Annotated in this window: 26 protein-coding genes and 1 pseudogene; 11 read left to right on the plus strand and 16 right to left on the minus strand. The window is 72.6% G+C overall.

Annotated features, from left to right (window positions below):
* Window positions 1–10: 10 nt before the first annotated feature.
* Complete coding sequence (locus ACX9I7_RS21570; RefSeq protein WP_459388235.1) at window positions 11–1,738, plus strand: ABC transporter permease; 1,728 nt, start codon at window positions 11–13, stop codon at window positions 1,736–1,738.
* Between the two features lie 44 nt (window positions 1,739–1,782).
* Window positions 1,783–3,156: an ABC transporter ATP-binding protein gene (locus ACX9I7_RS21575; RefSeq protein WP_459388236.1), complete on the plus strand. Its 1,374-nt coding sequence runs from the start codon at window positions 1,783–1,785 to the stop codon at window positions 3,154–3,156.
* 33 nt (window positions 3,157–3,189) lie between these two features.
* On the opposite strand, the gene ACX9I7_RS21580 is transcribed toward ACX9I7_RS21575, so the two are convergent.
* From ACX9I7_RS21580 to ACX9I7_RS21590, 3 genes are all read right to left on the minus strand, one after another.
* On the minus strand, window positions 3,190–3,606 hold the full coding sequence (locus ACX9I7_RS21580; protein WP_459388237.1) for an ArsR/SmtB family transcription factor: 417 nt from the start codon (window positions 3,604–3,606) through the stop codon (window positions 3,190–3,192).
* Window positions 3,607–3,631: 25 nt separating this feature from the next.
* Window positions 3,632–3,982: a hypothetical protein gene (locus ACX9I7_RS21585; RefSeq protein ID WP_459388238.1), complete on the minus strand. Its 351-nt coding sequence runs from the start codon at window positions 3,980–3,982 to the stop codon at window positions 3,632–3,634.
* An 83-nt stretch (window positions 3,983–4,065) separates the two neighbouring features.
* Entirely contained in the window at window positions 4,066–5,730 is a 1,665-nt protein-coding gene (locus ACX9I7_RS21590) for an NRAMP family divalent metal transporter (RefSeq protein ID WP_459388239.1), read from the minus strand.
* Window positions 5,731–6,227: 497 nt separating this feature from the next.
* Here ACX9I7_RS21590 and ACX9I7_RS21595 point away from each other — a divergent pair, with 497 nt between their 5' ends.
* Together ACX9I7_RS21595 and ACX9I7_RS21600 are read left to right on the plus strand one after the other, a co-directional pair.
* On the plus strand, window positions 6,228–6,989 hold the full coding sequence (locus ACX9I7_RS21595; RefSeq protein WP_459388240.1) for a nucleotidyltransferase domain-containing protein: 762 nt from the start codon (window positions 6,228–6,230) through the stop codon (window positions 6,987–6,989).
* A 103-nt stretch (window positions 6,990–7,092) separates the two neighbouring features.
* Window positions 7,093–8,148: an SMP-30/gluconolactonase/LRE family protein gene (locus ACX9I7_RS21600; protein WP_387570152.1), complete on the plus strand. Its 1,056-nt coding sequence runs from the start codon at window positions 7,093–7,095 to the stop codon at window positions 8,146–8,148.
* Here ACX9I7_RS21600 and ACX9I7_RS21605 read toward each other — a convergent pair.
* The gene (locus ACX9I7_RS21605) at window positions 8,132–8,878 is read right to left on the minus strand and encodes a VOC family protein (RefSeq protein WP_387570149.1); all 747 of its coding nucleotides are present in this window, start codon (window positions 8,876–8,878) and stop codon (window positions 8,132–8,134) included. The genes ACX9I7_RS21600 and ACX9I7_RS21605 overlap by 17 nt on opposite strands.
* Window positions 8,879–9,083: 205 nt before the next feature.
* Between ACX9I7_RS21605 and ACX9I7_RS21610 the strand changes: the two genes are divergently transcribed.
* Window positions 9,084–9,986: an alpha/beta fold hydrolase gene (locus ACX9I7_RS21610; RefSeq protein ID WP_387570146.1), complete on the plus strand. Its 903-nt coding sequence runs from the start codon at window positions 9,084–9,086 to the stop codon at window positions 9,984–9,986.
* Between the two features lie 4 nt (window positions 9,987–9,990).
* Here the strand turns inward: ACX9I7_RS21610 and ACX9I7_RS21615 are convergent, their stop codons facing one another.
* Entirely contained in the window at window positions 9,991–11,220 is a 1,230-nt protein-coding gene (locus ACX9I7_RS21615) for an FAD-dependent monooxygenase (protein WP_459388241.1), read from the minus strand.
* A 141-nt stretch (window positions 11,221–11,361) separates the two neighbouring features.
* On the opposite strand from ACX9I7_RS21615, the gene ACX9I7_RS21620 reads away from it, so the two are divergent.
* Window positions 11,362–12,294 carry a TetR/AcrR family transcriptional regulator C-terminal domain-containing protein gene (locus ACX9I7_RS21620; RefSeq protein WP_459388242.1) on the plus strand — a complete coding sequence of 311 codons (933 nt, stop codon included), beginning with the start codon at window positions 11,362–11,364 and terminating at the stop codon, window positions 12,292–12,294.
* 107 nt (window positions 12,295–12,401) lie between these two features.
* On the plus strand, window positions 12,402–12,842 hold the full coding sequence (locus tag ACX9I7_RS21625; RefSeq protein ID WP_459388243.1) for an RICIN domain-containing protein: 441 nt from the start codon (window positions 12,402–12,404) through the stop codon (window positions 12,840–12,842).
* A 62-nt stretch (window positions 12,843–12,904) separates the two neighbouring features.
* Here the strand turns inward: ACX9I7_RS21625 and lepB are convergent.
* The 5 genes and pseudogenes from lepB to ACX9I7_RS21650 form a co-directional block, all read right to left on the minus strand.
* Window positions 12,905–13,624, minus strand: a pseudogene (gene lepB, locus ACX9I7_RS21630) (signal peptidase I); the annotation flags it as partial.
* A gap of 54 nt (window positions 13,625–13,678) precedes the next feature.
* The gene (locus ACX9I7_RS21635) at window positions 13,679–14,476 is read right to left on the minus strand and encodes an alpha/beta fold hydrolase (protein WP_459388244.1); all 798 of its coding nucleotides are present in this window, start codon (window positions 14,474–14,476) and stop codon (window positions 13,679–13,681) included.
* Between the two features lie 69 nt (window positions 14,477–14,545).
* A complete protein-coding gene (locus ACX9I7_RS21640; RefSeq protein WP_459388245.1) occupies window positions 14,546–16,153 on the minus strand; it encodes an ABC-F family ATP-binding cassette domain-containing protein in 1,608 nt (535 codons plus the stop codon).
* A gap of 237 nt (window positions 16,154–16,390) precedes the next feature.
* On the minus strand, window positions 16,391–16,624 hold the full coding sequence (locus tag ACX9I7_RS21645; protein WP_387570128.1) for a chaplin family protein: 234 nt from the start codon (window positions 16,622–16,624) through the stop codon (window positions 16,391–16,393).
* 169 nt (window positions 16,625–16,793) lie between these two features.
* On the minus strand, window positions 16,794–17,471 hold the full coding sequence (locus ACX9I7_RS21650; RefSeq protein ID WP_459388246.1) for an HAD family hydrolase: 678 nt from the start codon (window positions 17,469–17,471) through the stop codon (window positions 16,794–16,796).
* Between the two features lie 211 nt (window positions 17,472–17,682).
* Here ACX9I7_RS21650 and ACX9I7_RS21655 point away from each other — a divergent pair, with 211 nt between their 5' ends.
* On the plus strand, window positions 17,683–17,853 hold the full coding sequence (locus ACX9I7_RS21655; protein ID WP_459388247.1) for a hypothetical protein: 171 nt from the start codon (window positions 17,683–17,685) through the stop codon (window positions 17,851–17,853).
* 22 nt (window positions 17,854–17,875) lie between these two features.
* On the opposite strand, the gene ACX9I7_RS21660 is transcribed toward ACX9I7_RS21655, so the two are convergent.
* From ACX9I7_RS21660 to ACX9I7_RS21675, 4 genes are all read right to left on the minus strand, one after another.
* Entirely contained in the window at window positions 17,876–18,739 is an 864-nt protein-coding gene (locus tag ACX9I7_RS21660; protein WP_392756514.1) for a geranyl diphosphate 2-C-methyltransferase, read from the minus strand.
* Between the two features lie 25 nt (window positions 18,740–18,764).
* A complete protein-coding gene (locus ACX9I7_RS21665; RefSeq protein WP_459388248.1) occupies window positions 18,765–20,015 on the minus strand; it encodes a family 2 encapsulin nanocompartment cargo protein terpene cyclase in 1,251 nt (416 codons plus the stop codon).
* A 40-nt stretch (window positions 20,016–20,055) separates the two neighbouring features.
* Entirely contained in the window at window positions 20,056–21,483 is a 1,428-nt protein-coding gene (locus tag ACX9I7_RS21670) for a family 2B encapsulin nanocompartment shell protein (protein ID WP_459388249.1), read from the minus strand.
* A 393-nt stretch (window positions 21,484–21,876) separates the two neighbouring features.
* Window positions 21,877–22,290 carry an organic hydroperoxide resistance protein gene (locus tag ACX9I7_RS21675; RefSeq protein ID WP_189456210.1) on the minus strand — a complete coding sequence of 138 codons (414 nt, stop codon included), beginning with the start codon at window positions 22,288–22,290 and terminating at the stop codon, window positions 21,877–21,879.
* A 117-nt stretch (window positions 22,291–22,407) separates the two neighbouring features.
* Here ACX9I7_RS21675 and ACX9I7_RS21680 point away from each other — a divergent pair, with 117 nt between their 5' ends.
* Window positions 22,408–22,905 (plus strand): MarR family winged helix-turn-helix transcriptional regulator, encoded by a 498-nt coding sequence (locus ACX9I7_RS21680; protein WP_387570116.1) that lies wholly within the window; start codon window positions 22,408–22,410, stop codon window positions 22,903–22,905.
* 58 nt (window positions 22,906–22,963) lie between these two features.
* On the opposite strand, the gene ACX9I7_RS21685 is transcribed toward ACX9I7_RS21680, so the two are convergent.
* Together ACX9I7_RS21685 and ACX9I7_RS21690 are read right to left on the minus strand one after the other, a co-directional pair.
* Window positions 22,964–23,623 carry a maltokinase N-terminal cap-like domain-containing protein gene (locus ACX9I7_RS21685; protein WP_459388250.1) on the minus strand — a complete coding sequence of 220 codons (660 nt, stop codon included), beginning with the start codon at window positions 23,621–23,623 and terminating at the stop codon, window positions 22,964–22,966.
* 53 nt (window positions 23,624–23,676) lie between these two features.
* Window positions 23,677–24,132, minus strand: a complete 456-nt coding sequence (locus tag ACX9I7_RS21690; protein WP_387570111.1) for an Lrp/AsnC family transcriptional regulator — start codon at window positions 24,130–24,132, stop codon at window positions 23,677–23,679.
* A gap of 148 nt (window positions 24,133–24,280) precedes the next feature.
* Here ACX9I7_RS21690 and ACX9I7_RS21695 point away from each other — a divergent pair, with 148 nt between their 5' ends.
* Together ACX9I7_RS21695 and aspA are read left to right on the plus strand one after the other, a co-directional pair.
* A complete protein-coding gene (locus ACX9I7_RS21695) occupies window positions 24,281–25,291 on the plus strand; it encodes an asparaginase (protein ID WP_459388251.1) in 1,011 nt (336 codons plus the stop codon).
* A 74-nt stretch (window positions 25,292–25,365) separates the two neighbouring features.
* Window positions 25,366–26,817 (plus strand): aspartate ammonia-lyase, encoded by a 1,452-nt coding sequence (gene aspA / locus ACX9I7_RS21700; protein WP_459388252.1) that lies wholly within the window; start codon window positions 25,366–25,368, stop codon window positions 26,815–26,817.
* Window positions 26,818–26,879: the final 62 nt, after the last annotated feature.

A 26,879-nucleotide genomic window follows, 5' to 3' on the forward strand; every position in this document is an offset into this window, starting at 1 on the left:
GGGGGCTCCTATGACGTTTCCGTCGCGCTCCACCGTGGCCCGGGCGTCGTCGAGGCCGTCCTGGGCGGACGTCGCGGTGGCCGCGGCGGTGCTGGTGGGGATGTACCTGCTGCTGCGCGTCGGCGAGGAGGCCACCGTCTCCTTCGACCCGGCCCATGTGACGAAGGTGGACACCTCCCCGGCGGAGCTGCCGTACTACGCGGCGCGGAGCCTGCTGCGGATGTTCGCCGCGCTGGCGGTCTCCGTGACCTTCGCCGTGGGCTGCGCGTACGCGGCGGCGCACAGCCGTCGGCTGGAGCGGGTGCTGATCCCGGCGCTGGACATCCTCCAGTCCGTGCCGGTGCTGGGCTTCCTGACGGTGGCGGTGGCCGGCTTCGTCTCGCTCTTCCCCGGTTCCACGCCCGCCCTGGAGTGCGCGTCGATCTTCGCGATCTTCACCTCGCAGGCGTGGAACATGGCCTTCGGCTTCTACCACTCGCTCATCACGCTCCCCCGCGAGCTCGACGAGGTGTCCCGGTCGTTCCGGTTCACCCGCTGGATGCGGTTCTGGAAGGTGGAGCTGCCTGCCGGGGCGATCGGGCTGGTGTGGAACGGGATGATGAGCTTCGGGGGCGGCTGGTTCTTCCTCGTGGCGTCCGAGGCCATCAGCGTCCCCGGCCACAAGCACGCCCTGCCGGGGGTGGGTTCGTTCGCGGGCACGGCCATCGCCGACGGCGACCTGGGCAAGGTCGGGTGGGCGGTGGTCACCATGGCCGTCATGGTCGTCGGGGTGAACTTCTTCTTCTGGCGACCGCTGACCGCGTGGACGGAGCGGTTCAAGAACGAGCAGTCAGGGGCGGCCGACGTCCAGCGGTCGCTCGTGCTGGACCTCGTGCGCCGCTCGTCCTGGCCTGCCCTGCTGGGGCGGCTGCTCCGGCCGGTTGCCGAACTGCTGGGGCGGGCCGGGCGGGTCCTCGGCGTCGACGACCGGCCGCTGACGGCCCGCCGCCGGCGCGGGCGCGCCGGTGACCTGGTCCTCGCCGTGGTGGCGGGCGGGCTGCTCGCCTGGGGGCTGGCCGATCTCCTCGGCTACCTCCGGCACCGCACCGGTCTGGGAGCCCTCGGGGAGCCGTTCCTGCTCGGCCTGGCGACGCTCGCCCGCGTGCTGGTGCTGGTGGCGGTGGCGATGCTCGTCTGGGTGCCCGTCGGCGTACGGATCGGCTTCTCGCCGCGGCTGGCCCGGATCGCCCAGCCGGTGGTGCAGGTCCTGGCGAGCTTCCCCGCCAACTTCCTCTTCCCGCTGGCGACCTGGCTCTTCCTCAGGACGGGGGTGTCGCTGAACGTCGGCGGCATGCTGCTGATGGCGCTGGGCGCCCAGTGGTACATCCTGTTCAACACCATCGCCGGCGCGTCCGCCATTCCCACCGATCTGCGCGAGGCCATGGACGACCTGGGCGTCCGCGGCCGGCAGCGGTGGCGGCGCCTGATCATCCCGGCCGTCTTCCCCTACTGCGTCACCGGTGGGATCACCGCCTCCGGCGGCGCCTGGAACGCCTCGATCGTCTCCGAGACCGTCACCTTCGGGGGCACCACGCTGTCCGCCGACGGTCTGGGCGCCTACATCTCCCGGGCCACGGCGGAGGGCGACCACCCGCGGCTGATCGCGGGCGTCGCGGTGATGGCCGTGTACGTCGTCGGCCTCAACCGGCTGTTGTGGCGCAGGCTCCACCGCCTCGCCCGGACCCGCTACTCCCTCTGACGTCACTCCGACGTCACTCCAGGAATCCAGGAAGGAGCCTCGCCATGGCATCCGACGCCGGACCCGCCCCGGCCCACCACCGGCCCCGACCCCGGCCCGCCGGCGGCGAGGTGCTGCTCGCCGCCCACGGCCTGACCAAGTCCTACGCCGGGGCCGACGGGGAGCTGCCCGTCCTGGCCGGCATCGACCTGGAGGTGCGGGCCGGGGAGATCGTCGCCCTGCTGGGGCGCTCCGGCTCCGGGAAGTCCACCCTGCTGCGCTGTCTGGCCGGGCTGATACCCGCCAGTTCGGGCACCGTCACCTATCGCGGCAGGCCCCTGGACGGCGCCAACCCCGGCACGGCCATGGTCTTCCAGACGTTCGCGCTGCTGCCCTGGCTCACCGTCCAGCAGAACGTCGAACTCGGCCTGGAGGCCCGCGGGGTGCCCGCCCGCGCCCGGGCGGCCGCCGCGCTCCAGGCCATCGACCTCATCGGGCTCGACGGCTTCGAGTCGGCCTACCCCAAGGAGCTGTCGGGCGGGATGCGGCAGCGCGTCGGCTTCGCCCGCGCCCTGGTCGTCGAGCCGGACGTCCTGATGATGGACGAGCCGTTCTCCGCCCTGGACGTGCTCACCGCCGAGAACCTGCGCGGCGAGCTGATGGAGCTGTGGACCTCGGGCCAGTTCCCCACCCGCGCCTTCCTCCTGGTCACCCACGACATCGAGGAGGCCGTGCTGATGGCGGACCGGATCGTGGTGCTCGGCTCCCGCCCCGGCTCCCTCAAGGCCGCCTTCGACGTGCCCATGGCACACCCCCGGGACCGTGGCGCGCCCGAGTTCGAGGCCCTCGTCGACGCCGTCTACCGCGTCATGACGGGGCGTGAGAAGACAGCGGCCCCCGCCCTGCCCGGGCGGCCCGGGCACGAGGCGGGCGGACCCGTGAGGCGCACGGTCGCCACCACCCCGCTGCCGAGGGCCGGGGTCGACGGGCTCTCCGGCCTCGCCGGGATCCTGGCCCGGCACGGCGACCGCTGCGACCTCGCCGACCTGGCCGAGGACCTCGGCCTGGCGACGGACGACCTGCTGCCGCTGGTCGACGCCCTGGACCTGCTCGGCTTCGCCGTCGTCCACGACAGCGACCTGCTGCTCACCCCGATGGGCCGGGGCTTCGCGGAGGCGGACGTCCAGGAGGCCAAGAAGATCTTCGCCCTGGCCGTCCTGGACACCGCGCCGCTGGTCCGGCTGATCCTGACGAGCCTTCAGCGCGGCGACGGCAGGCTGCGCGCCGGTTTCTTCCGTGACCTGCTCGCCCACCACTACACCGGCGAGGAGGTCGTGCGGCAGCTGGAGACGGCCACCGACTGGGGCCGTTACGCCGAGCTGTACTCCTATGACGCCGGCCCCGAGCAGTACGCGCTCGACAAAGGCGCCGCCGGCTGAGCACCGTCGCGCGGGAGTACGGCCGGGCCGCGCTCAGCCGCCCGTCGCCCGCGGCCGCAGGCGGCGCACCGCGCGCCCGGCCATGGCGGTCCCGGCCGCCGGGGCGGCCTCCACCGGGGCGGGGCCGTCCTCGGCTCCGGTCACCGGCTCGGCCCGGGCGACCAGCACCGCGCCCTCCAGCAGCGTCCGTACGTGGTCCCCGGCGGCGCGGTAGAAGATGCGCGTGCCCTCGCGGCGCGAGACGACCAGGCCCGCGCTCCTCAGCCGGGCCAGGTGCTGCGAGACCGCGGCCACGTGGGCGCCCGCCAGCTCGGCCAGCTGCCCCACGGAGTGCTCCCGCTGGGCCAACGCCCACAGCACATGGAAACGCGTCGGATCGGCCACGGCCTTCAGCACGGCGACCGCCTGCTCGAACACCGGGCCGACGTCGGGTGAACCCTGCGCGTCCATGCGAGGAGTCTAGAGGCCCTCGTGTTCACCGGCGAGGGGGAAGATCACCGCTTCCGCGCGGGGTGTCGAGGCGCCAGTGGAGGTCGCGCACACCGGGTTCCCGCGACAGTTGCCCCACCAGTCGTTCCAGGGCGACGAGCGCCGGGCCGCCCTCCGCGAAGGTCAGCCGGACGGTCACGACGACGTCGGCGGCGTCGTCCGGGTCGACGATGTGGAGGCTGCTCAGGCGGGCGCCGGGGCCCGAGAGCCCGATGACGCACAGGGCGCGGACCTTGTTCTCCACGCGCCGGTCGCACCGGGCGTGGAGGGTGGCGGTGGTCGGCGCCGGTCGCGGCGGCAGGGGGCGGCGGGAGGGGGAACGGGGCAGCAGTCTCATGACGCACCTTCTCGACGGTGAGCGGGGGCCGGGGTCTCCGGGGCGGCGGACGGGGGCGCGCCGCCCCGGAGACGTAGGGGGCCTCAGTGGCCGAGGGCGAGCTGCGCGATGCGGACGACCACCAGGATCGTCGCGGCGAGCAGGTAGACGCGCAGGGCGGTGAGGCCGATCTTGCGGCCGGTGGAGACGATGGGCTCGGGCAGTTCGCCGAGCGGCGGCATCCGCCAGTTCTCCTTGCCCGCGCGGTCGACGGGCCCGGCCAGGGCCCAGCCCTTGCGGCGGCGGCGCGTCTCGGCGTAGCCGAGGGCGAGGATGCCGGCGACGCCGCAGATCCCCATGATGTCGAGGATCGCCTGCGAGGTGATGCCGGGGAAGACGACGGCGGCGGTCAGGATGACGGAGAGGGTGACGAGGACGGCGACGACGACGGACGTGAAGATGTTCATCGCGCGCCCGTTGACCCAGGGGCCCAGGACGGACTTGTCGTTGCAGAGCAGGAGCAGGAAGACCGAGGCGGAGGGGAGCAGGACGCCCGCGAGGGTCTGGACCCCCTCGGTGAGCAGGCCGAGCGGTGAGCCGGGGACGACCACGACGACGGCCGCGGTGAGGATGAGGCCGGCGAAGACCGCGTAGAACCCCTTGGCGCCCCTGATGCCGCGGTGCAGCGAGTGCTTGAGGCCCATGACGTCGCCGATGGCGTAGGCCGTGGACAGGGAGACGGCGCAGGCGCCGATGACCGAGGCGTCGAGCAGCGCGACGGCGAACAGTACTCCCGCCGTCCTGCCCGCGTACTTCTCCAGTCCGGCGGCGACACCGGCGGCGTCGGTGAAGCCGCCGGATTCGGCGTGGCCGGCGAACGCGGCGGCGCAGAAGCCCGTCATGGCGGCGGCTCCGATGACGACGATGCCGATGCCGAGCCACAGGTCGGCCTTCTCGTAGCGCATGAAACGGGGGGTGATGCGCTTGTCGATGACGTAGGACTGCTGGAAGAACAGCTGCCAGGGAGCGACGGTGGTGCCGACGATGGCGATGATCAGCAGCATGACGTCGGCGAGTTGGGCATGGTGGGGCATGCCCGGTACGAGGAAGTCGTGTGTCATGCGCCCGGCGGGCGGATGGACGATGAGGTAGATGGGGATCAGCAGCAGCGAGCCGGCGCACAGGAGGATCGCGGTGCGTTCGAAGCGGCGGAACGAGCCGGTCGACGCGGCGGCGACGACGATCGCGGCGGCGAGCAGGACGCTCGGCACCTTCGGCAGCCCGAGGTAGCCGACGGCCAGGGTGATGCCGATGAACTCGGTGACGATCGTCAGCGCGTTGAGGAGGAAGAGGTCGATGACGGAGAACGCGCCCCAGAACTTTCCGAACCTCTCCAGGATCAGCCGCGCGTGCCCGACGCCGGTCACCGCGCCCAGGCGCAGCACCATTTCCTGGTTGACGTAGAGGACGGGTATGAGCAGGAGGAGGGTCCACAGCAGGCTGGTGCCGTAGTTCTGGCCGGCCTGGCTGTAGGTGCCGAAGGCGCCGGCGTCGTTGTCGCCGACCATCACGATGAGGCCCGGCCCGACGATCGCGAGGAGCGTTTTGAACTTGGCGGGCAGGCCGCGGCGGGGTGCGGTGTCGTCGCTCCTGATGGTGCCCAGGGCGCCGCGGATGTCGCCGGTGTGGGCGTCGTCGAGCACGGCGGTGCGGGGTGCGGGAACAGGTGGTGCGGTCCCGGTGGGCGCGGTGGTGGTCAGGTCGGTCATGACAGCCTCCCGGTCCCCCGTCGGGGGAGGTTTGGGGCGCGCGGCAGCGATCCCCCCTGCGAGCGGGCAGCACGAGGGCCCGAGGCGGCGGATCGCCGCACGGGTACCGGCTGCGGGGCTGTGGCGTGGCGCGGAGCGCGCAGGGAAGGTGGTTACCGCGTACCGGAGGTGGACGAGGACACGCGGATACGGGGCCTACTGTGACCCGGACTGTGACTACTGCCGTCCATGTCTCCCGCCTCCTCCCGGCCGGGGCGCGCGCGGGCGCGGTGACCATGACGAACGTGGAGAGCATAGCGCGCTACTTGCGTATCGACGCAAGTACTTGACGCAAGCTTGACGCCCACGCGCGGCGGGCCGCCTCCCCGTAATTCCGTTGACGGATCCGCCGACAGCGGAGGAGATACAGGTGGAGACGGCCGGCGCCTGACCCGGCGTCCGGCCGCCGCGCCCGCTCCTCGCGGAGTCCCTCCCTCACCACACACGATCGGAACCTCATGACCGAAGACACCTTCCTCGACCACGTCGCCGACCGGCTCGCCGCCCTGCCCTCCGTACGCGCCGTCACTCTCGGCGGCTCGCGGGCCCAGGGCACCGCGACCCCGGACAGCGACTGGGACCTGGCCCTGTACTACCGGGGCGCCTTCGACCCGGCCGGCCTGCGTGACCTCGCCGACGCCCACGGATGGGACGGCGAGGTGTCCGGCATCGGCGACTGGGGCGGCGGCGTCTTCAACGGAGGGGCATGGCTCACGGTCGACGGCCGGCGCGTCGACGTCCACTACCGCGACCTCGACGTGGTGGAACACCAACTCGCCGAGTCACGGCGGGGCCGCTTCCACTGGGAGCCGCTGATGTTCCACCTCGCGGGCATCCCCAGCTACCTCGTGGTCGCCGAGCTCGCCCTCAACCGCGTGCTGCGGGGCACGCTGCCCCGGCCCGCGTACCCGGAGGCGCTGCGCGAGGCCGCCCCGCCCGTGTGGCGCGGCCGGGCGGCCCTGACACTCCGCTACGCCACGGGCGCGTACGTGCCGCGCGGCCAGGTCACGGAGGTCGCGGGCGCGGTGGCCACCGCCGCCCTGGAGACGGCGCACGCGGTGCTGGCGGCGCGCGGCGAGTGGGTCACCAACGAGAAGCGCCTCCTTCAGCGGGCGGGGCTGCGCGGCGTCGACGCGATCGTCGCGGGGCTGCGGCCGGATCCCGGGGCCTTGGCAGGGGCGGTGGCGGAGGCGGAAAGGCTGTTCGAGAGCGCTGTCTGACGCGGGCTCACCGTGGCCGGATGCGGATCCCGGGCCCGTCGCCGGGTGGCCCGCCCGCACCGCTCTGGGTAGCGTCCGGCCCACCCGTACGGAAAGGTGCGCCATGAACGAAGGCCGGACCCGCGAGAAGCCCGCCCTGCGGCCCGTCGTCTGGCGGCCTCCGCGCCGCCCCGCGCGGGCCCGGGCCGCGTACAGCCGCGTGCCCCTGCCGCCCGTCCGCCGCGTGCCGCTCGACGGTACGGGGCCGGAGGACGTGCGGGTCGACGCCGAGGGGCGGATCCTGACGGGTGTCGCGGACGGGCGGATCCTGCGGCTGGACCCGGCCGGGCGGCGTGCGAGCGCCGTCGCCGACACCGGCGGGCGGCCGCTGGGCCTGTGCCCGCTGCCGGACGGGCGGCTGCTGGTGTGCGACGCCGAGCGCGGGCTGCTGCGGGTGGAGCCCGGCTCCGGGCGCGTCGAGACGCTCCTCCGGGAGGCGGCGGGCCGTCCCCTCGGGGTGTGCAGCAACGCGGTCGTGGCGCCGGACGGCGCCGTGTACGTCACCGACGCCAGCGGACGCTTCCCGCTGCGCCACTGGATGGGCGACCTGCTGGAGCACTCCGGCACCGGCCGGCTCATCCGGTACGAGCCGGACGCGGGCACGGCGGAAGTGGTGCTCGACGGGCTCCAGTTCGCCAACGGTGTGGCTCTCGCGCCCGACGGCTCGTTCCTCGTGGTCGCCGAGACCGGCGCCTACCGGCTGACGCGGCTGTGGCTCACCGGCCCCCGGGCGGGCGAGCGCGATGTCTTCGCCGACGGTCTGCCCGGCTTTCCGGACAACCTCTCCACCGGTCCCGGCGGGCTGATCTGGGTGGCCATGGCCGCTCCGCGGCAACCGGCGCTCGATCTGCTGCACCGCACCCATCCCGCGCTGCGCCGGGCGGCGTGGGCCCTGCCGGACGCGCTCCGGCCGGGCCCGAAAGCCACCGCCTGGGTGATCGCCCTGGACTCCTCCGGCCGCCTGGCGCACGACCTGCAACGCCCCGGCGGGGACTTCCGCATGGTGACGAGCGTGTGCGAGCACGACGGCCGCCTGTATCTGGGCAGCCTGACGGAAAGCGCGGTGGGCGTCGTCCCGTCGGTCCCGGAGCCGTCGGTACGGCTCAGCCGTGGTCGCTGACCACGCAGAAGACGCCGCCCTCCGGGTCGCGCAGCGTGGCCGTGCGGCCGAAGTGGGTCGGGCTGGGCTCACCGATGGTCTGCCCGCCCAGCTTCCGCGTCGTCTCCATCGTGGCGTCGACGTCGGCTACGGAGAAGAACACGTGCCACCGGGGCCGCAGCCGCGGATCGACCGTTCCCTCCACGGCTCCGCCGTACAACGTCGCCACCGTCCGCTTGTCGATGTCGAGGATGACGCGGTCCTCCTCCCAGCGGACGGTGTAGGGCGGGGAGGGCCTGCGGTCCCAGTCGAAGACGCCGCCGTAGAACAGCGCCGCCTCGAACGCGTCCCGGGTGCGCAGCTCCACCCATACCGCGTTGCCTCCCACGCCGGGCGACCGGGGCTCCCCGGGCTCGGCCCCGCACTCCCACAGGCCGAAGGAGGCCCCGGCCGGATCGGCCGCGAGCGCGAGGCGCCCCTCGTCGGACGACAGCGGCCCGACGGCGACGGTGCCACCGCGTTCCTGGACGCGGCCGACGGCGGCGTCGGCGCTCTCCGTACCGAAGTAGGTGGTCCAGGTGACGGGGAGCTCCCACTCGTGGGCCGTCGCGTTGATACCGGCGACCGCCGTCCTGCCCGCCATCGCGTGGATGTAGGAGCCCCGCCGGCCGGGCATGGTCTCGAACCGCCACCCCAGCAGCGGCCCGTAGAAGTCCTTGGCCCCGTCCAGGTTCCGCGTGGCCAGGCTCACCCAGCAGGGGACACCTGGCAGGCACGCGCATCTCGTGCCGGTCATGTCCTCAGCTCACTCCCCGTTCACGGCATCTGCAACCGGGACCCGGAACGCCTTTCCTTCACTATTGTCCATTTTGTAAAAATTCCACCTGTTAGTATTTTCGATCGCCTTAAATACAGGTATGTTCATGTCTCCACTCGACTGAGGAGACGTTGCGGCTGTGAGTGAAGAGAAAGCTCTGAATGTCGGCCCGTCAGCCATCGAAGTGGCCTACGAGCGCTTCGGCGACCCCAAGGCGCCGCCCGTGCTGCTGGTGATGGGCGGCGGCGCGCAAATGATCCACTGGCCGGAGGGATTCTGCGCCGAACTCGTCGACCGTGGCGTGCAAGTGATCCGGTTCGACAATCGGGACGCCGGCCGGTCGTCGCATTTCCCTCACGTGCCACCGCCGGACCTCCAGGCCGCGATGGCCGGTGATTTCTCATCGGCCTCCTACACGCTGTCGGACATGGCGGCCGACGCCGTCGGGCTGCTCGACGTCCTCGGATTCGACAGCGTCCACGTCGTCGGCGCTTCCCTGGGCGGCATGATCGCCCAGATGATCGCCATCGAGCACCCGACCCGGATCCGGTCGCTCACGTCGATGATGTCCACCACCGGCGACCGGGCCGTGGGCCAGCCCGACTTCACCGTCCTGGCCGGGCTGGGGGCGCCGCCGGACGACCGGCGGTCCTTCATCGGCTGGCAGGTGCGGGCCATGAGGGCGATCGGGTCCCCCGGGTTCAAGCCCGACGACAACGGGGTGGCCGAACGGGCCGGCCGCGCCTACGACCGGGGCTACGACCGCGTGGGCATGCTGCGCCAGGCCATCGCCGTCCTGGCCTCCGGAGACCGCACCGAGCGGCTGCGGACGCTCTCGCTCCCGACCCTGGTGATCCACGGCGCGGACGACCCCATGTGCGACGTCAGCGGTGGGCGGGCCACCGCGGCGGCCGTCCCCGGCGCCACGCTCGAGATCTTCGACGGCCTGGGCCACAACTTCCCCCGCGAGCTGTGGCCGGGCATCGCGACGCTGATCGCCGATCTCGTCCACCGCGCCGAGGCGAGCCCGTCCGGCGACTGACCGGCTATCCCCTGTCGGCGGCACCGCTGCCGGCGGCGAGGCGGTCGTACTCGGGCAGGGCGATGTTCCCGGCCTTGGCGAACTGCGCGGCGAGCATGTTCTTCATCGGCCAGTGGTTCATCGCCCGCATCGACAGGTTCCGCAAGCCGATGGCCAGCGAGCTGGAGGGCGCGTATCCCCAAGCGCCGCCGGGGGGCAGTTCCTGGGCCTGGTCGACGTACGGGCGCATGACCTCGTCGTACTTCCGGAAGGCGATCCGGTGGTCGCCGCCCGCGGAGGCGAGTTCGCCCGCCAGGACATAGGCGCCGACCAGGGCCAGGCTGGTGCCCAGGCCCGTGAGCGGCGTCGCGCAGTAGCCGGCGTCCCCGACGAGCGCCGCCCGGCCCCGGGACCAGCTGTCGAGCCGGACCTGCCCCATGGAGTCGAGGAAGAAGTCGGGCGCGGCGCGCATCGCCCGCAGCAGGCGCGGCACTTCCCATCCGGCGCCGGCGAAGCGCCGGGCCACCAGGTCCTGTTGCGCGGCGAGGTCGCGCCGGTCGTAGTCGAGGGGGGCCGAGCGGAAGCTGAGGCCCGCCTTGATCTCACCGGGGAGCCGGCCCGGGCGGGCCGAGGCGACGAGTCCGCCGGGCTCGTTGTACATCAGCATCCAGCCGTCGAGCTCCAGGTCCTCGGCGGCCGTGAACCAGGCGGTGTACACGTTCAGCGGCAGGACGCGGTCCCGCTCCGGCCCGAAGGCCAGGGCGCGGACGGCGGAGTGGAGTCCGTCCGCGCCGACGACCAGCCCGAACCGGCGGGGGGCGGCCTTCTCGAAGGTGACGGTGACCCCGTCGTCGTCCTCGTCGAGGCGGGTGACGGTGTCGTCGAAGAGGTACTCGGTGTCCGGCAGGGTGGCGTCGTACAGCAGGCGGGCGAGGTCGCCGCGGAGGATCTCGATCTCCGAGATGATCCCCTCGCCGCCGAAGCTGTCCGCCGGCATCCGGGCGGTGATACGGCCGGACCCGTTGACGTACGCGAAGCCGCGCTGGTCGACGGCGAGCTCCCGCGCCCGGTCCATCAGGCCCATCCGCGAGACCACGGTGCGGCCCGCGCCCCGCAGGTCCACGGTCTGGCCGCCCGGCCGGGGTTCCGGCGCCCGCTCGACGACGGTGACGGCGAAGCCCGCCACGCTCAGCCAGTACGCCAGGGCGGTGCCGCCGATACCGGCACCGGAGATGAGTATGTCGGTGTTCCGCATGACACCGACTGTACGCCGTACACAGTGCACTAGGCAAGGCCAATCGGCGCTCTGAACAGGTAGTTTGATAGACCAGTGCACTAGTGCGCCACCCGGCGATTAGGATGATGTGCGGTCAGGTGCACTAGTGCGGAGGAAACAGTGAACGGGCAGGCAGCACCCCGCTACACGCGGATCGTCGCCGAACTGCGGCAGCGGATCGAGACGGGCGAGCTGGCGCCGGGCGACCAGGTGCCCTCGACCCGGGAGATCACCCGGCAGTGGGGCGTCGCGATGGCGACCGCGACCAAGGTGCTCACCGAGCTCCGCAACCAGGGCCTGGTCCGCGCCGTCCCGGGCGTCGGGACGGTCGTCGAGCCCGGCGTACGACGACCGGAACAGCCGGCCCCCCAGCGCCGCAAGGGCGGCGCGGACCAGGGGCTCACCCTGGAGCGGATCGTCGAGGCGGCCGTCGCGGTGGCCGACGCGGAGGGACTGGCGGCCGCCTCGATGCGCCGGGTCGCCGCCGAGCTGGAGGTGGCGACCATGTCGCTGTACCGGCACGTGGCCGACAAGGACGCCCTGGTGCTGGAGATGATGGACGCGGCGTTCCGCCGGTGGTCGTTGCCCGAGAACCCCCCGGAGGGCTGGCGGGAGCGGCTGGAGCTCGTCGCCCGGACGCTGTGGGAGATGTTCCGCCGCCACCCCTGGCTCGCACCGGCGCTCTCGTTCACCCGGCCGCAGATGGTCGTCAGTGCGCTGCCGTTCAGCGAATGGGTGCTCGACGCCCTGGACAGGCGCGGTCTCGACCCCTCGACCGCGTTCACCGCCCACCTCACGCTGTTCAACTATGTGCGCGGCACCGCCGTCAACGTCGAGATGGAAGCGGAAGCGGAGGCGCTCAGCGGCCTGGACAGCGAGGAGTGGATGGCCGGTCAGGAGCCCGCGCTGCTCGCCGTACTGGCCGGCGACCGGTTCCCGAGGATGCGGCGCCTCGCCACGACCGGGTACGACTTCGACCTCGACGACCTGTTCGAGTTCGGCCTGCAGCGGCTCCTGGACGGCCTGGCCGTACTCTTCGGCGAGGCACCCTGAGCCGTCGGCCCCTCGGGACCCGTACGGGTGAGGTGGGGTGTGCCCGGGCCGGTTCCCGGAAACGGTGCCAGTGTCCGTGCCCGCGCCCGTTTCCGAGAGGTCGCTTCATGCGTACGCGCGCCGTCGTCGCCACCATGGCACTCGCCCTCGCCGGTGGTGGGTTCCTCGGAACCCCCGCCTCCGCCATCGCCGCGTCCCCGGCCCAGGAGTGGGTGGTGAACAACCCGCGCGCCGTCATCGTCCAACGGACCAGCGGGCTCTGCCTGACGGCCATGGGTGGTGCCGACAGTGCCGTGACCACCCGGGGTTGCCGGGACGCGCCGGAGCAGCGGTTCATGTCGCAGGGAGGGGACATCCGCAACCAGTCCAGCGGTATGTGCCTCACGGCCACCGGCCTGGACAGACCCACGGTGATGCGGCCTTGCAACGGGTCCGCCGGCCAGCGGTTCTTCGTGCAGGGCCCGGACATCCGCAGCCAGGCCAGCGGGCGGTGCCTGACGGCCACCGCCCCGGAGAGGCCCGTGCTGCTGACCCCTTGCCGGGCCTGACGCCCGGGTCCCGCGTCCTGCCACCGGCCCGTGCGCCGTGCCACCGGCCGTACGGCGTGCTACCGGTCGAACGTGCCGGGCACGGGCAGGGTGGCCCACCGGGAGACGGGCCAGGCGACGACGACGGCCCGGCCGATCACGTTGTCGACGGGCACGAATCCGCCGCCCGGCTCGTGGACATGGGCGCGGGAGTCGCGTGAGTCGTCGCGATGGTCGCCCATGACCCACAGGTGGTCCTCGGGTACCTTCACCGTGCCGACGGGCATGTCGTCGCACGGGGTGGCGCCCGGGTGGATGTACGGCTCGTCCAGGGGCTTGCCGTTGACCTTCACGGGCTCGCCGCGCTTGCACTCCACGGTGTCACCGCCGACCCCGATCACCCGCTTGATCAGGTCCTTCTCGTCCGCCGAGGGCATCAGGCCGACGAAGGCGAGGGACTTTCGCACCCCCCGCTGAAAGGCGTTGCTCCGCTCCGGGGGTTGGCCGGACAGCCAGCCGCCCGGGTCCTTGAAGACCACGACCTCGCCCCGGTGCGGCGCTCCCCCGAACCAGGGCGTGAGCTTGTCGACCAGCACCCGGTCGTCCGTCCGGAGGGTGTTCTCCATCGAGCCGGAGGGGATGGAGAACGGCTGCACGAGGAAGGTTTTGATCGCCAGCGCGAGCACGAGGGCCAGGCCGATCAGGAGGGGTATCTCCCGCCACCCCGAGCGCTTCCTCCGCTTGGCGCGCGCGGTGTTCCCCTCGGTGTTCCCGGTGTTCTCCTCGTTCTCCTCGGTGGTCATCGTTCGCCTCTCCCCTTGGTCGTACCGGGGCGGTGATCGGCACCCGGCAGTGACTCAACGAACAGGGGTTCCCACTGTCGTGGTGGTCGGCGCGAGCGCGTTCGCGGTGGCGCGGGCGAATGCCTCGGGGTTGTCGAGCATGATGTTGTGCCCGCAGTCGGGTATCGGGACCACGGCGACCCCGGCCTCGGCGAGCGCGTCGGCGCCGGGGAGCGGACCGTCCGCCTCCGGCAGCAGATACGTGCGCGGAATGGTGAGCTCCATGAGGAGTTCGCGCATGATGGGCACGCTCCCCCGGGTGAGGTGGACCGCGCTGCGGTGCAGCGCTTCGAGGCCGGCCAGCCGCATGGTGGACCACCAGTGCGCACCGGCCCGGTCGCGGACCTCCCGCCAGCCGCCGGCCAGGAATTCCTCCTCCGTATGGGCGGCGATGCCGCTGCTGCCTCCGGAGCCGGGCGTGGCCGGGATCGGGTCGAGGTTCGCGTCGACGAGCACCAGCCGGGAGACCAGGCGCGGGTGGCGGGCGGCCAGGACGACGGCGACCGCGCCGCCCATGCTGTGCGCGATCACCTCCGCGCCGTCGGCGCCGGCGGCGGTCAGCGCGGCGGCGAGCGCGTCGGCGTGCCCCTCCAACGTGTAGTCGAAGGTGACGGGCCGGTCGCTGATGCCGTGCCCGAGCAGGTCGACGAGCAGGGACCGGTGACCGGCCAGCAGCGGGTGGGCCGCGACGCCCGCGAAGTAGGCGGGCGACGTGGCCCCCAGGCCGTGCACGTAGACGCGCGTGGGTTCCCGTCCCGGCAGTTCGGCCCAGCGGATCCGGTCGCCTTCGGTCGTCACGACGGCGTCGCGCACGGCTCTTCCCCCTGGCTCGATTTCATGATCGTCAGGGGGAAGAGCGTAACCGCCCGCGCTCGCGGCGCGTCAGGCGAGGGAGACCAGGTCCCGGTAGTCCTCGCTCCACAGATCCTCGTCGGCGTCCGGCAGCAGCAGGACGCGGTCGGGGCGCAGGGCGTCGATGGCGCCCTCGTCGTGCGTGACCATCACGATCGCGCCGGGGTACGAGCCGACGGCGGCCAGCACCTCGTCGCGGGAGGCGGGGTCGAGGTTGTTGGTGGGTTCGTCCAGCAGCAGGACGTTCGCGCCGGAGTGGACGAGCCCGGCCAGGGCGAGGCGGGTCTTCTCCCCGCCCGAGAGGACCCCGGCGGGTTTGTCGGCGTCGTCCCCGGAGAAGAGGAACGCGCCGAGGACGCGTCGTATCTCACCGTCCGTCAGGTGGGGTGCGGCGTCGGCGAGGTTCTCGCGGACGGTGCGGTCCCGGGCGAGGGTGTCGTGCTCCTGGGCGAAGTAGCCCAGCCGCAGCCCGTGTCCGTGCGTCACCCGGCCGCTGTCCGGGAGTTCCGTTCCGGCGAGGACGCGCAGCAAGGTGGTCTTGCCCGCGCCGTTGAGGCCGAGGACGACGAGGCGGCTGCCACGGTCGACGGCGAGGTCGACGCCGGTGAGCACGGGGTGGTCGCCGTAGGACTTGGTCAGGCTGATCGCGCCGAGGGGCGTGCGTCCGCAGGGTTCCGGTTCGGGCAGGCGGATCCTGGCGACCTTCTCCGTGTGCCGGGCCGGTTCGAGGCCGGCGAGCATGCGGTCGGCCCGGCGCGTCATGCTCCTGGCCATGACGGCGGTGGCGGAGCGCGCCTTCATCTTGTCGGCCTGGGCGTGGAGGGCGGCGGCCTTGCGTTCGGCGTTGGCGCGCTCGCGTGCCCGGCGGCGCTCGTCGGTCTCCCGCTGGGTCAGGTAGGTGGCCCAGCCGGTGTTGTGGATGTCGATGGTGGCGCGTCGGGGGTCGAGGTGGAAGACGCGGTTGACGACGTCGGCGAGCAGGGAGGTGTCGTGGCTGATCACGATCAGGCCGCCGCGGTGTCCTTGGAGGAAGGCGCGCAGCCAGGCGACGGAGTCGGCGTCGAGGTGGTTGGTGGGCTCGTCCAGCAGGAGGGTGCCGTCGTCGTGTCCGGCGAAGAGGATGCGGGCGAGTTCCACCCGGCGTCGTTGCCCGCCGGAGAGGACGCCGACCGGTTCGCCCATGACACGGTCGGGCAGTCCGAGTCCGGCGGCGACGCGCGCGGCCTCGGCTTCGGCCGCGTAGCCGCCCGCCGCCTGGAAGGCGGCTTCGGCGCGGGCGTAGGCGTTCATCGCCCGGTCCAGCGCGCCGGGGCCGTCGGCCTCGGCCATGGCGGTCCCGGCCGCGCGCAGCCGGCGCAGGGCCCGGTCGAGGCCGCGCGCGGAGAGGATGCGGTCGGTGACGGTGACGGCGGGGTCGGCGGCACGGGAGTCCTGGGCCAGGTGGCCGACGGGGCCGGTGCGGGTGACGGTGCCGGCGGCGGGGCGGGCCAGCCCGGCGAGGGCGGTCATGAGGGTGGTCTTGCCCGCGCCGTTGCGGCCGACGAGGCCGACGCGGTCGCCGGGCGAGACGGTGAAGGAAATGCCGGACAGCAGGAGGCGCGCGCCCGCGCGCAGCTCGGCATCACGAACGGTGATCATGGGATGACGCTCCGAAAAAGCAAAAGGACACACTTCTGGCGTGGAAGCGGGTCCTTCGCTAGGAAATTCGGGGCGTAGACATGGACTCACCGTAACCGGCCACGCGCGAGCGGCGCACCCGGTTTTCCCCTCCGCACATGCCACAGAGGTGGCCGGTTCCGTCCGGGTGGGACGGTGCCGGCCACCTCTGCTCGGGTGGGGGGACGTGCTGGGCCGTGACCGGGAGGTCAGGGCCGCTTACTTGTTGATGAGCGCGTTGCCGTGGGAGCTGTTGAGGACGCCGACGACCGAGATGACGTTGCCGCCGACGTTCGGGGAGACGCGGGGCGCGACCTGGGCGACGTTCCCGGCGGCGACGCCCGGGGACTTGCAGGCCGAGCCGTGCGCCTGGTCGGCGGTGGCGGCGGTGGCGCCGGCGCCGATGGCGGCGGCGGCCATCACCGTGACGGCGGCGGCGTTGCGGATGCTCATGTGCTCTCCTTGATTTGTGGGGGGAGACAGTGCAAAAGCTCTGGCAAGAGAGAGTCTTGCGTATGAAAAACCGCTGACGTGACAGATGGCGATATGTTCATCCGCTCTGATGATCACGTGCTCGCCCTTGACCCCTTGTGGGTGTCTCCCGCCTCAACGACGACGCGTATCAGGGGAGTTGACCCACCGGAGCCAGGTTCCTCGCCCAGTCCTGTATGTCGGGTGCGGTCAGGCCGGTGCCCAGCCAGTCGTGGTCGAGGTCCGTTCCCGGGAGGGACGGCACGACCGCGACGTAGAGCCCGGCGGCACGCGCCGCGGCGATGCCCGTCGCCGAGTCCTCGAAGGCGACGGAACGCGCGGGAGCCGCGCCGAGTGTCGCGCACGCCGTCAGATAGAGCTCCGGCGCGGGCTTGGGATGACGCACCTCGTCGGCGGCGAACGAGTGGGTGAAGTACTCGGCGAGGCCGGCCGATCCCAGCGCCGCGTCCAGCAGTTCCCGGGGGCTGTTGCTGGCCACGGCGACGGGGACGGCCGCCCGGCAGGCACGCACCAGTTCCGCCGCCCCGGGGAGCGCCGCGGCGCCCTGGGCGAGCTCCTTGCGGACCCTGCGCAGGAGTTCGTCGGCGATCTCGGCGCCGGCGCCGGGGCGCCCGAAGTACCCGGCCATGGCCTCGCCCGCGGCTTCCAGGGTCCGGCCGATGACCAGCGCCTTCTGTTCGGGACCGAAGGGGTGGCCGTGCGCCGCGAAGACGGCCGTCTCCGCGACGGTCCAGCAGGGCTCGGTGTCGACCAGCAGGCCGTCACAGTCGAAGACCACGGCCTCGACGCCGGTGGGGAGCGAACGCATGCGGCTGTCCTTTCGCTTGGGCTCGAACACAAGCGATCACCCTAGGCACGGGACCATGAAACATCCACGCTCCTGCCCGAAATCGGGCAGAAAATTGGCGAATGAAGGGCGTCTCGCGGCGTTCATCCACTTGGACGCCTCCGGGAGCCGACTCGGCACGGACGCTGTCCACTGTGAGGAAGAGCGTTCCGGCCGGATCGAGGGAGGTCCCGTGGCCAAGGACAAAGACATGGACGACAAGCGTCAGCAGCTCTCCGACGACGCCAGGTTCTTCCTGAGCGGACTGCCGAGAGCCGACCGTGAGAAGGCGCTGCGCGAGAGGTCCCCCAAGCAGCTCGACGAGGCCGGCAAGGAGGTGCGGAGCGCCCTCACGGAGGAGTAGACCCGAGTGGACCCGGCGCGCGTCAGACGCGGTCGGCGGCGATGAGCAGGTAGTGGAAGCTGCCTTCCTTGTACGCGGTGAGGAACGCCTCCTCGATGCCCGTGGCCACCTCGGACTTCGCGCGCAGCTCCCAGTAGGGGATGGTGGCGGGGGTGAGGTCCACGACGCTGATCGGCGTCAGGCCGTTCGCGGCCAGGGCCTTGAAGTACGTGCTGCGCGGGTGGATGTTGCAGGTGTAGTGCTCGTCGATGCGGCTGACCGCCTTGGAGCGCAGGCCCTTGACGTCGTTGGAGCAGCCGGTGATGCACACGTACCGGCCGCCGAACTCCAGGAGCCGGGAGAACTCGCCGAACAGCTCGAAGAGGTCCACGTACATGGTGGTCTCGTTGGTCCAGATCGCCCGGCGGGAGGCGGTCTCGAAGCCGGTGTCGAGCATGTTGCGGAAGTGGAACTTCACGCTCTCGTCGATACCGCGCTTGCGCGCCTGCTCGTTGGCGAAGCCGACCTGGTACTCCGAGATCGACACGCCGTCCACCGCGCAGCCGAAGCGCTGGTGCGCCATGACGCTCGTGCCGCCGCGGCCGGAACCGCCGTCCAGGAGGCGGTCCTGAGGGGTGATGGCGCCCAGGTGGTCGAGGAGGACATCGGCCTGGGCGGTCTCCAGGCGGTGCATCTCCTCGATGATCCGCTGCTCCCGGGTCGCCGCGGGCCCCTCCAGGACCGAGGGGTCGTAGTCGCCGAGCCCGTAGTGGTGGTGGTACAGGTCGTCGACCTCGCCCAGGCGCAGGTTGACCGGGTCCTGCTGGTTGGTGTTCCAGTACGCGGCCACCGCCTTCTGGAACTCGGTGCGCAGGACTGCCGCGGGGGCGGAGGGCGTGGTGGTCAACTCGTTCTCCTTAACGGTGTACAACTTACGACGTGCCGTAGCGGGCGCTGCCGGCGTGCCAGGCCTTGTTGCCGCCGAGCCAGGCCCACACGCCGGCCAGGAAGCGGCGCAGGGCCGGGGAGCCGGTGAGGCTGAGGGCGGCCGCCTCCCTCTCGAAGGAGCGCACGAGCTCGTCGTGGATCGCGGCGCTTCGCTCGACGGCCTCCCGGAGCGAGCACTTCTCCTCCGCGACGATCGCCGCGGGCAGGTTGAAGTGGAGGCCGGTGGCGTCCTTCTCCTTGGCCATCGAGTAGAGGTCGTTCACGAGCGTGCTCGCGGTGCCCGCCATGGTGACGACGCGGCGCACGCGCGGTTCGGCGTACTCGGCGGCGGACAGCGGGTGTCCGTCCATCACGTCGACGAGGGCGATGCAGGGCAGGAAGCTGTTGAAGCGCCGGTGGGCGAGGTACTCCCAGACGGCGGGCATCTTCCCCGTGCTGCGCCAGGAGCCCTCCTGCCCGTATCCGACGAACAGTCCGCCGATCTCCTGGCGCACCCGGGCCAGCTGGCTCGGGTCGGCGTAGCGGGCGAGGTGCTCGAAGCCGGACCGGAGGGCGGCGCGGACGGGGTCCGCGCGCAGGGCCTCGTCGAGCTCCGAGGCGTGGGGCTCGGGGAGGTGGGCGGGGTCGACGGCCGCGAGGGCGGTCCCGAGGTGGGCGCCTAGGTGGGCCGGGGAGGAGCCCATGGTCTCGTCGTCGCAGTAGTAGTCGTCCGTGGCCCACTCGGCGAGCGCGCACCGGGCGGCCGCCAGCAGCCGGTCCGGGTCGTCGGTCTGGGGGTGGACGAGCATCATCATGCGCCCGAGGTCGGTGCTCCGGACGCGGTCGAGCCGCTCCGGGTAGATGCCGATCTTCTCGGCCCAGGCGACGAGCCGGTCGTTGACCTCCTCGCCGAGGGCCCGATCGTCGCGGAGTGGCGGCGGGCAGTACAGCTCGGGGACGACGGCGTTCGACATACCGGACGCGCTCGTCGCCGCGGTCGGCGCCCCGGTCGGCGTCCCGGTGGCGGGCCGGGCGGGCGGGATCCGGAGGCCGGAGGTGCCGAGGCCGGTCGGCCCGGTGGGCACGGCCCGGAGCGCCTCCGGCACGGACGCCGCGCGCCGGTGGACGTCGCCGTGCGCGGCGCGGGCGCCGGGCACGAGGGGTGCCGCCCCGCTCCGGTGGGACAGCAGTGTGGCCACCAGCCTCGCCACGTCGTGGGTGGCCGAGGGCGCGGACATGCGGGACAGCAGCGACACCGGTTCTCTCCGTTCCTCTCCGTTCTCGGGTGCGGCGGTGTCAGGAAGGCGCGCCGGCGATCTGGACGTTCTCGAGCACGCCGAGGGCGTCCGGCACGAGCACGGCGGCGGAGTAGTAGGTGCTGACCAGGTAGGAGATGACGGCCTGGTCGTTGATGCCCATGAAGCGGACGTTCAGGCCGGGCTCGTACTCGTCGGGGATGCCGGTCTGCCACAGGCCGACCACGCCGCCGGCGGACTCGCCGGTGCGCATGGCGAGGATCGAGGAGGTGCCCTCGTCCGTGACGGGGATCTTGCCGCAGGGCAGGATCGGCACGCCGCGCCAGGCGGGCATGCCGTGGCCGTTGACGTCGGCGGTGTCGAAGGCGAGCCCGCGCTTGTTGCACTCGCGGCCGAGGGCGGCGATGGCCTTCGGGTGGGCGAGGAAGAACTTGGTGCTGCGGCGCATGCTCAGCAGCTCGTCCATGTCGTCCGGGGTGGGCGGGCCGGAGTGGGTCTGGACGCGCTGGCTGTAGTCGACGTTGTGCAGCAGACCGAACTCGCGGTTGTTGACGAGCTCGTGCTCCTGGCGTTCGCGCAGCGCCTCGACGGTCAGGCGCAGTTGCTGCTCGACCTGGTTCATGGGGTCGTTGTAGAGGTCGGCGACCCGGCTGTGGACCCGCAGGACGGTCTGGGCGACGCTCAGCTCGTACTCGCGCGGTTCGAGCTCGTAGTCGACGAAGGTGCCCGGGAGGACCGGCTCGCCGGTGTGCCCGGCGGCGAGGGCGATGTCGGCCTCGCCGCGCTTGTTGCGGGGGCGCTCGCCCTCGGCGCGGCGCCGCTGGACGTGGGCGCGCAGCGCCTCGCTGCGGCCGGCCACCTCCTCGTACGCGTGGCGCGGCAGGGCGAGTACGGTGCAGGCGGTCAGGGCGCGGGCCGTCACGTCCCAGTCGCCGGGCTCGGGGTCCAGGGTCCGCCCGCCGAAGAAGCCGCCGTCGGCCAGCACGCCCCGGCGGGTGTCCTCGCCGTAGTGGCCGGTGCCGAGCTTCTCCACCTTGCCGTGGGCGATCAGGTACACGTGGTCGGTGGGCCGGCCGGCCTCGGTGATGACCTGGCCGGGCTCGTACTCCCGCTGCTCGAAGCGGTCGGCCAGGGCGCGCAGGACGCCCATGTCGGCGAAGCCGCGCAGCAGGGGCAGCTCGCCGAGCTCGGCGGGGACGACCCTGACGCTCGCGCCCTCCTGGACGAAGGTCACGCGGCCGTCCCCGACCTCGTAGACGAGCCGCCGGTTGACCCGGTAGGTGCCGCCGCTGACCTGGACCCACGGCAGCATGCGGATCAGCCAGCGCGAGCTGATGCCCTGCATCTGCGGCAGGGACTTGGTGGTGGTCGCGAGGTTCCGCGCCGCCGCGATGCCCAGGCTGAGCTGTGCCTGGGCACCGGAGTACTCCTGCTGCTCCGGCTGGTCCGGCAGCGCTGAGGTCGACATCCCAGGTCCTTCCGTCTCGGGGCCCGTAACGGCCTGCGGAGCGCGGCTGCCCACGGCGGTGACCTGCGGTGACGGCGCTCCGGCGGGAGTGAATCAGGCCGGGATGGCACCGGTCGAAAGCGGGCGGCCGGGTGGGTCGGATTCACGCCACATACGGATCGGAGGACCCTCTGGCCACTTGAGTCACTCCGGTCGGCGTGTCAAGGGCCTTTGGGGGAAGATCGATTGGGCCGTTCGGGCCCGGTGGTTCACCGCCGGCGTCGGGGTCGACATGTCCGGGTCGGCGGCGGGGAGGCCGTGCGGGGACCGGGGTGTGCGGTGTCCGAGGATGACGAGAACTCTTCGTTCGGCGGCCGGCGGGCCCCGTCGAGGGCCCGCTTCGGCCGCGTGGCGTCACTCGACGACGAGCTCGACCGGGATGTTGCCGCGGGTGGCGTTGGAGTAGGGGCAGACCTGGTGGGCCTGCTCGACCAGCTTGCGGCCCGTCGCGGCGTCGACCGCGTCGGGCAGCTCCACGCGCAGCGTGACCGCCAGCGCGAAGCCCTCGCCCTCCTTGCCGATGCCGACCTCGGCGGTCACCGCGGCGTCGCCGAGGTCGACCTTCGCCTGCCGGCCGACCAGGCCCAGGGCGCTGGCGAAGCACGCCGCGTACCCGGCGGCGAACAGCTGCTCCGGGTTCGTGCCGGCGCCGTTGCCGCCCAGCTGCGCGGGGAGGGCCAGCTGGACGTCGAGGAGGCCGTCGGAGCTGACGGCGCGGCCCTCACGGCCGTGGGTGGCGGTGGCGACGGCGGTGTACAGGGCTTCCATGGGAACCATCCCTCTCGGAGATCGCGGCGAGGGCCTCTCCGGCCCGCCTGACACCCATCAAAGTAGTGCACGATTGAGTTGTGCGCAATTAAATGTCCGGCGAGATACCCTGGGCGCATGACGAAGCCGCCGACCGCCCCCTCCGAGCGCGCGCCCCGCGAGGACCTCCTCCGCCTGGACCGGCAGCTCTGCTTCTCCCTGAACGCCGCCTCCCGCGCGTTCGGCGCCGTCTATCGCACGCTGCTCAAGGACCTGGGCCTCACCTACCCGCAGTACCTGGTGATGATGGTCCTCTGGGAGCACACCGAGCTGCCCGTGAAGCGGCTGGGCGAGCTCCTGCGCCTGGACTCCGGGACGCTCTCCCCGCTCCTCAAGCGCCTGGAGGCGGCCGGGCTCGTGCACCGCGAGCGCAGCGCGCGGGACGAGCGGTCCGTGCTCGTCCGCCTCACCCCGGCGGGCACGGCCCTGCGCGAGGAGGCGGCCCTCGTGCCGGTCCGGATCGCGACGGCCACGGGCTTCACCGCCCAGGAGGCCGGGGAACTGCGCGCGCTCCTCGAGAAGTTGACGCTCGCGCTCGACGGCGCGGCCTTCGACGACGGGTCCCTCTGCGACTGACCCGCCGCCGCGCCGTCCGGGCCCGTACCCGGCCGGAGCCGGGTACGGGCAGCGCGGATCAGTCCCGCGATGTGGTGATGCTCAGGGTGGCGAAGAGGCCCTGGACGCGGGTGCCGTCCTGGAGGTTCCACCAGCCCAGGACGTGACCGGCCGTGCCCTCGGGTGCGGTGTCCGGGCCGGGGCGCAGGACCCGGTTCAGGCGGAGCGCGGCGCCGTGCGGCGCCCCCGTCAGCTCGGTGGCCTCCGTGCCGTCGGTGACGGAGGTGAAGGCCGCCGGCACGGGGCCCTGCCCGGTGAAGGAGCGGCCGATCCCGTCGTCGGGGGTGTCGCTGACGCTCTGGGCCTGGGCCTGGGCCCGGCCCTCGATCAGGGCGAGGATCGCCGTGGTGAACACCGGGTCGTGGCAGCCGTCGTAGACCCAGCGCTTGCCCAGCACACCGTGGTCCATGGTCCCGACGAGGGCGTCCTCCGCGCCCTCCAGCGGGGCGCCCCGGTAGGTGAGCGGCACCAGGTAGCTGACCGGCTCCGGGCCCGCCGCGTCGGTCGTCACCATGAACTCGATCCCGACCTCCCCGGCCGGGTCGTCCAGCCGGAACCCACCCGCCTTGGTCAGCTGCGGCGCGCCCGTTCCGGGGCGGTACCACGGCCGGGAGGGCAGCCAGGAGGCGAGCAGCTCGTCCTTGGTGGGCGTGAGGGTGGTGCGGTGGATGACGGACATACCCCTGGCTTCTCTTTCGTTGAGCGTTGTATGACGCCTCATCATGTGCGAGGTCAGTCGTCGACGGGAAGACCTCGCGGCTCCTTGACCCGCTTCATGATGATCTGCGAGTTGACCTCGGTGATGCCCGACAGCGTGGTGAGGCGCTCGATCCACAGCCGCTCGTAGGCCGTGAGGTCGGCGACCGCGATGCGCAGCAGACAGCCCGGGCTGCCGAAGAGCCGGTACGCCTCGATCACGTCCGGGATGCCCTGGAGCGCGGCCTCGAACGCCTCGACCGCCTCCCGGTCGCGCTTGACCTCGATGGAGACGAGCACCTCGAAGCCCCGCCCGACGGCCTCCGGGTTGATCACCGCCCGGTAGCCCTGGATCACGCCGTCCTGTTCCAGCTGGCGGACGCGGCGCATACAGGGGGACGAGGTGAGGCCCACGCGCTGGGCGAGGTCCTGGATGGTCAGTCGGCCGTCCTTCTGGAGCTCGCGCAAGATATTCCTGTCGATCTGGTCCATCACGCGATTATCCACCACGCTACGCGCGTCACCGCGCCCGACATGGCAAACCGATTGCGCCCGATTCGTCATATCGTTGCCCCGAACAAACCGGCGTGCGCCCCCGGCGCGCACAACGGTCATGAACTACGAGCAGAAGTGAGCCGACGTGGGACAGGTCGTCGTCATCAGCACCGGCGGAACGATCGCCAGCCGCTGGCAGGGGTCCGGCTTCGCCGCCGACGCCCGCGGCGGGGACGTCCTGGCGACGGCCGCCGTGCCCGACGGCGTGAGCGTGCGGGTCGTGGACCTGATGAGCGTCAACAGCGCCCGGCTGACCACCGCCGACCAGCTCGCGCTGCTGCGCACGGTGCACGAGGTGCTGGCCGACCCCGACGTGGCCGGCATCGTCGTCACCCACGGCACGGACACCCTGGAGGAGTCCGCCTTCTTCGTGGACCTCCACCACGCCGACCCCCGCCCGGTGGTCTTCACCGGCGCCCAGCTGCCGCTGGAGGACCCCAACGGCGACGGGCCGCGCAACCTCCACGACGCCCTCCTGACCGCCGCCTCGGTGCGCGACCTCGGCGTGCTCGTCGTCTTCGACGGCCAGGTGCACGCCGCGCGCGGCACGATCAAGGTCCAGACCCTGGCCGCCGACGCCTTCGCCGACCCCTCCGGGAGCCGCGTCGCCGACGTGGGCCCCAGCGGCGTCGTCATCCACCGGCGGCCCGAGCGGCCCGAGCCCCTCCCGCTGCCGGCGGCGGACGGCCCGCTGCCCCGGGTCGACGTCGTCATGCACCACTGCGACGCGGACACCCTCCTGTTCGACGCCGCCGTCGGCGCGGGCGCCCAGGGCGTCGTCCTGGTGGCGACCGGCGCGGGCAACGCCACCCCGGAGATCGCCGCCGCCGTCGCCGGCGCGGCCTCGCGCGGTGTGCTCGTCGCCGTGACCACGCGCGTGCCCAGCGGCTCCGTCGCCGAGATCTACACCCACGGCGGCGCCGTGGACCTCGTCGCCGGCGGAGCCGTGCTCACCGGCACGCTGCGCGCCGGCCAGGCACGCATAGCCGTCCTCGCCGCGACGCTCGCCGCCACCGACCCGGCCGCGCGCGCCGAGGCGCTGCGCCGGGCCCTCGGGGCCCCCGCGCCGGCCGCCGACGCGCACGCTGCGGCCTGATCACCCCGCAGCGCGAACGCCTGATCCCCCACCACCGTCTCCCCCCACCACCACCGCACCCGATCGGACCCCCGATGACGGCCACCGTCCCCCACCCCGCCACCGCACCCGACAGCACCCTGTTCCGCAGCGAGCACGACCTCCTCGGCGACCGGGACGTCCCCGCCCACGCGTACTACGGCGTCCACACGCTGCGGGCCGTGGAGAACTTCCCCATCACGGGCACCCCGATCGCCGCGTACCCCGACCTCGTCACCGCGCTGGCCGCCGTCAAGCAGGCCGCCGCGCAGGCCAACCGCGACCTGGGCCTGCTGCCCGGCGACAAGGCGGACGCCATCGTGCGGGCCTGCGAGGAGATCCGCGCCGGCCGCCTCCACGACCACTTCGTCGTCGACGTGATCCAGGGCGGCGCCGGCACCTCCACCAACATGAACGCCAACGAGGTCATCGCCAACCGGGCGCTGGAGCACCTCGGTCACGCCAAGGGCGACTACCGCCGCCTCCACCCCCTGGAGGACGTCAACGCCGGGCAGAGCACCAACGACGTCTACCCCACCGCCGTCCGGCTCTCCCTCCAGCTCGCCGCCGACGGGCTGCTGGAGGCCATGGAGGTCCTCCGGCTGGCCTTCGCCGCCAAGGCGGAGGAGTTCGCGGACGTCCTCAAGATGGGCCGCACCCAGCTCCAGGACGCGGTGCCCATGACGCTGGGCCAGGAGTTCGCCGCGTACGCCGTCATGCTGGCCGAGGACCGGGCCCGCCTGGAGGAGGCCCGCGCCCTGCTCCGGGAGATCAACCTCGGTGGCACCGCCATCGGCACCGGCCTCAACGCCCACCCCGAGTACCCCGAGCTCGCCTGCCGCCACCTCGGCGCGATCACGGGCATCCCGCTGAGCGTCGCCGGTGACCTCGTCGAGGCCACCCAGGACATGGGCGCGTTCGTCCAGCTGTCCGGTGTGCTCAAGCGGATCGCCGTCAAGCTCTCCAAGACCTGCAACGACCTGCGGCTGCTCTCCTGCGGCCCGCGCGCCGGTCTCGCCGAGATCAACCTGCCGGCCGTGCAGGCGGGTTCGAGCATCATGCCCGGCAAGGTCAACCCGGTGATCCCGGAGGTCGTCAACCAGGTCGCCTTCGAGGTCATCGGCAACGACGTGACCGTCACCATGGCCGCCGAGTCCGGCCAGCTCCAGCTCAACGCCTTCGAGCCGGTCATCGCGCACAGCCTCCTCAAGAGCATCGCCCACCTGCGGTCCGGCTGCCTGACGCTGGCCGAGCGGTGCGTCACCGGCATCACCGCCAACCGCGAGCACCTGGCCCAGCTGGTCGGGCAGTCCATCGGCCTGGCCACCGCCCTCAACCCGCACATCGGCTACGAGAAGGCCACCGCCGTCGCCCAGGAGGCCCTGACCACCGGCGCCTCCGTCCGCGACCTCGTCCTGGCCAAGGGCCTGCTCACCCCGGAGCGGCTCGAGGAGATCCTCCACCCGGACAACCTCGCCCGCCCCCACTCCGCGGCGGTCCACGGCTGACCGCCGGACCCCTCCGCACCCCTCTCCTCCCACGTCCCGAGAAACAGAAAGAAGAAGTACCC

Source organism: Streptomyces sp. L500 (assembly GCF_054551825.1).

Coding starts and splice junctions, on each gene's coding strand:
- ACX9I7_RS21585 (WP_459388238.1), bottom strand. CDS start 3,982: ATGAGACTGCTGCCCCGTTCCCCCTCCCGCCGCCCCCTGCCGCCGCGA.
- ACX9I7_RS21595 (WP_459388240.1), top strand. CDS start 6,228: ATGACCGAAGACACCTTCCTCGACCACGTCGCCGACCGGCTCGCCGCC.
- ACX9I7_RS21600 (WP_387570152.1), top strand. CDS start 7,093: ATGAACGAAGGCCGGACCCGCGAGAAGCCCGCCCTGCGGCCCGTCGTC.
- ACX9I7_RS21615 (WP_459388241.1), bottom strand. CDS start 11,220: ATGCGGAACACCGACATACTCATCTCCGGTGCCGGTATCGGCGGCACC.
- ACX9I7_RS21690 (WP_387570111.1), bottom strand. CDS start 24,132: ATGGACCAGATCGACAGGAATATCTTGCGCGAGCTCCAGAAGGACGGC.
- ACX9I7_RS21570 (WP_459388235.1), top strand. CDS start 11: ATGACGTTTCCGTCGCGCTCCACCGTGGCCCGGGCGTCGTCGAGGCCG.
- ACX9I7_RS21670 (WP_459388249.1), bottom strand. CDS start 21,483: ATGTCGACCTCAGCGCTGCCGGACCAGCCGGAGCAGCAGGAGTACTCC.
- ACX9I7_RS21675 (WP_189456210.1), bottom strand. CDS start 22,290: ATGGAAGCCCTGTACACCGCCGTCGCCACCGCCACCCACGGCCGTGAG.
- ACX9I7_RS21580 (WP_459388237.1), bottom strand. CDS start 3,606: ATGGACGCGCAGGGTTCACCCGACGTCGGCCCGGTGTTCGAGCAGGCG.
- ACX9I7_RS21650 (WP_459388246.1), bottom strand. CDS start 17,471: ATGCGTTCGCTCCCCACCGGCGTCGAGGCCGTGGTCTTCGACTGTGAC.
- ACX9I7_RS21625 (WP_459388243.1), top strand. CDS start 12,402: ATGCGTACGCGCGCCGTCGTCGCCACCATGGCACTCGCCCTCGCCGGT.
- ACX9I7_RS21685 (WP_459388250.1), bottom strand. CDS start 23,623: ATGTCCGTCATCCACCGCACCACCCTCACGCCCACCAAGGACGAGCTG.
- ACX9I7_RS21575 (WP_459388236.1), top strand. CDS start 1,783: ATGGCATCCGACGCCGGACCCGCCCCGGCCCACCACCGGCCCCGACCC.
- aspA (WP_459388252.1), top strand. CDS start 25,366: ATGACGGCCACCGTCCCCCACCCCGCCACCGCACCCGACAGCACCCTG.
- ACX9I7_RS21640 (WP_459388245.1), bottom strand. CDS start 16,153: ATGATCACCGTTCGTGATGCCGAGCTGCGCGCGGGCGCGCGCCTCCTG.
- ACX9I7_RS21590 (WP_459388239.1), bottom strand. CDS start 5,730: ATGACCGACCTGACCACCACCGCGCCCACCGGGACCGCACCACCTGTT.
- ACX9I7_RS21645 (WP_387570128.1), bottom strand. CDS start 16,624: ATGAGCATCCGCAACGCCGCCGCCGTCACGGTGATGGCCGCCGCCGCC.
- ACX9I7_RS21680 (WP_387570116.1), top strand. CDS start 22,408: ATGACGAAGCCGCCGACCGCCCCCTCCGAGCGCGCGCCCCGCGAGGAC.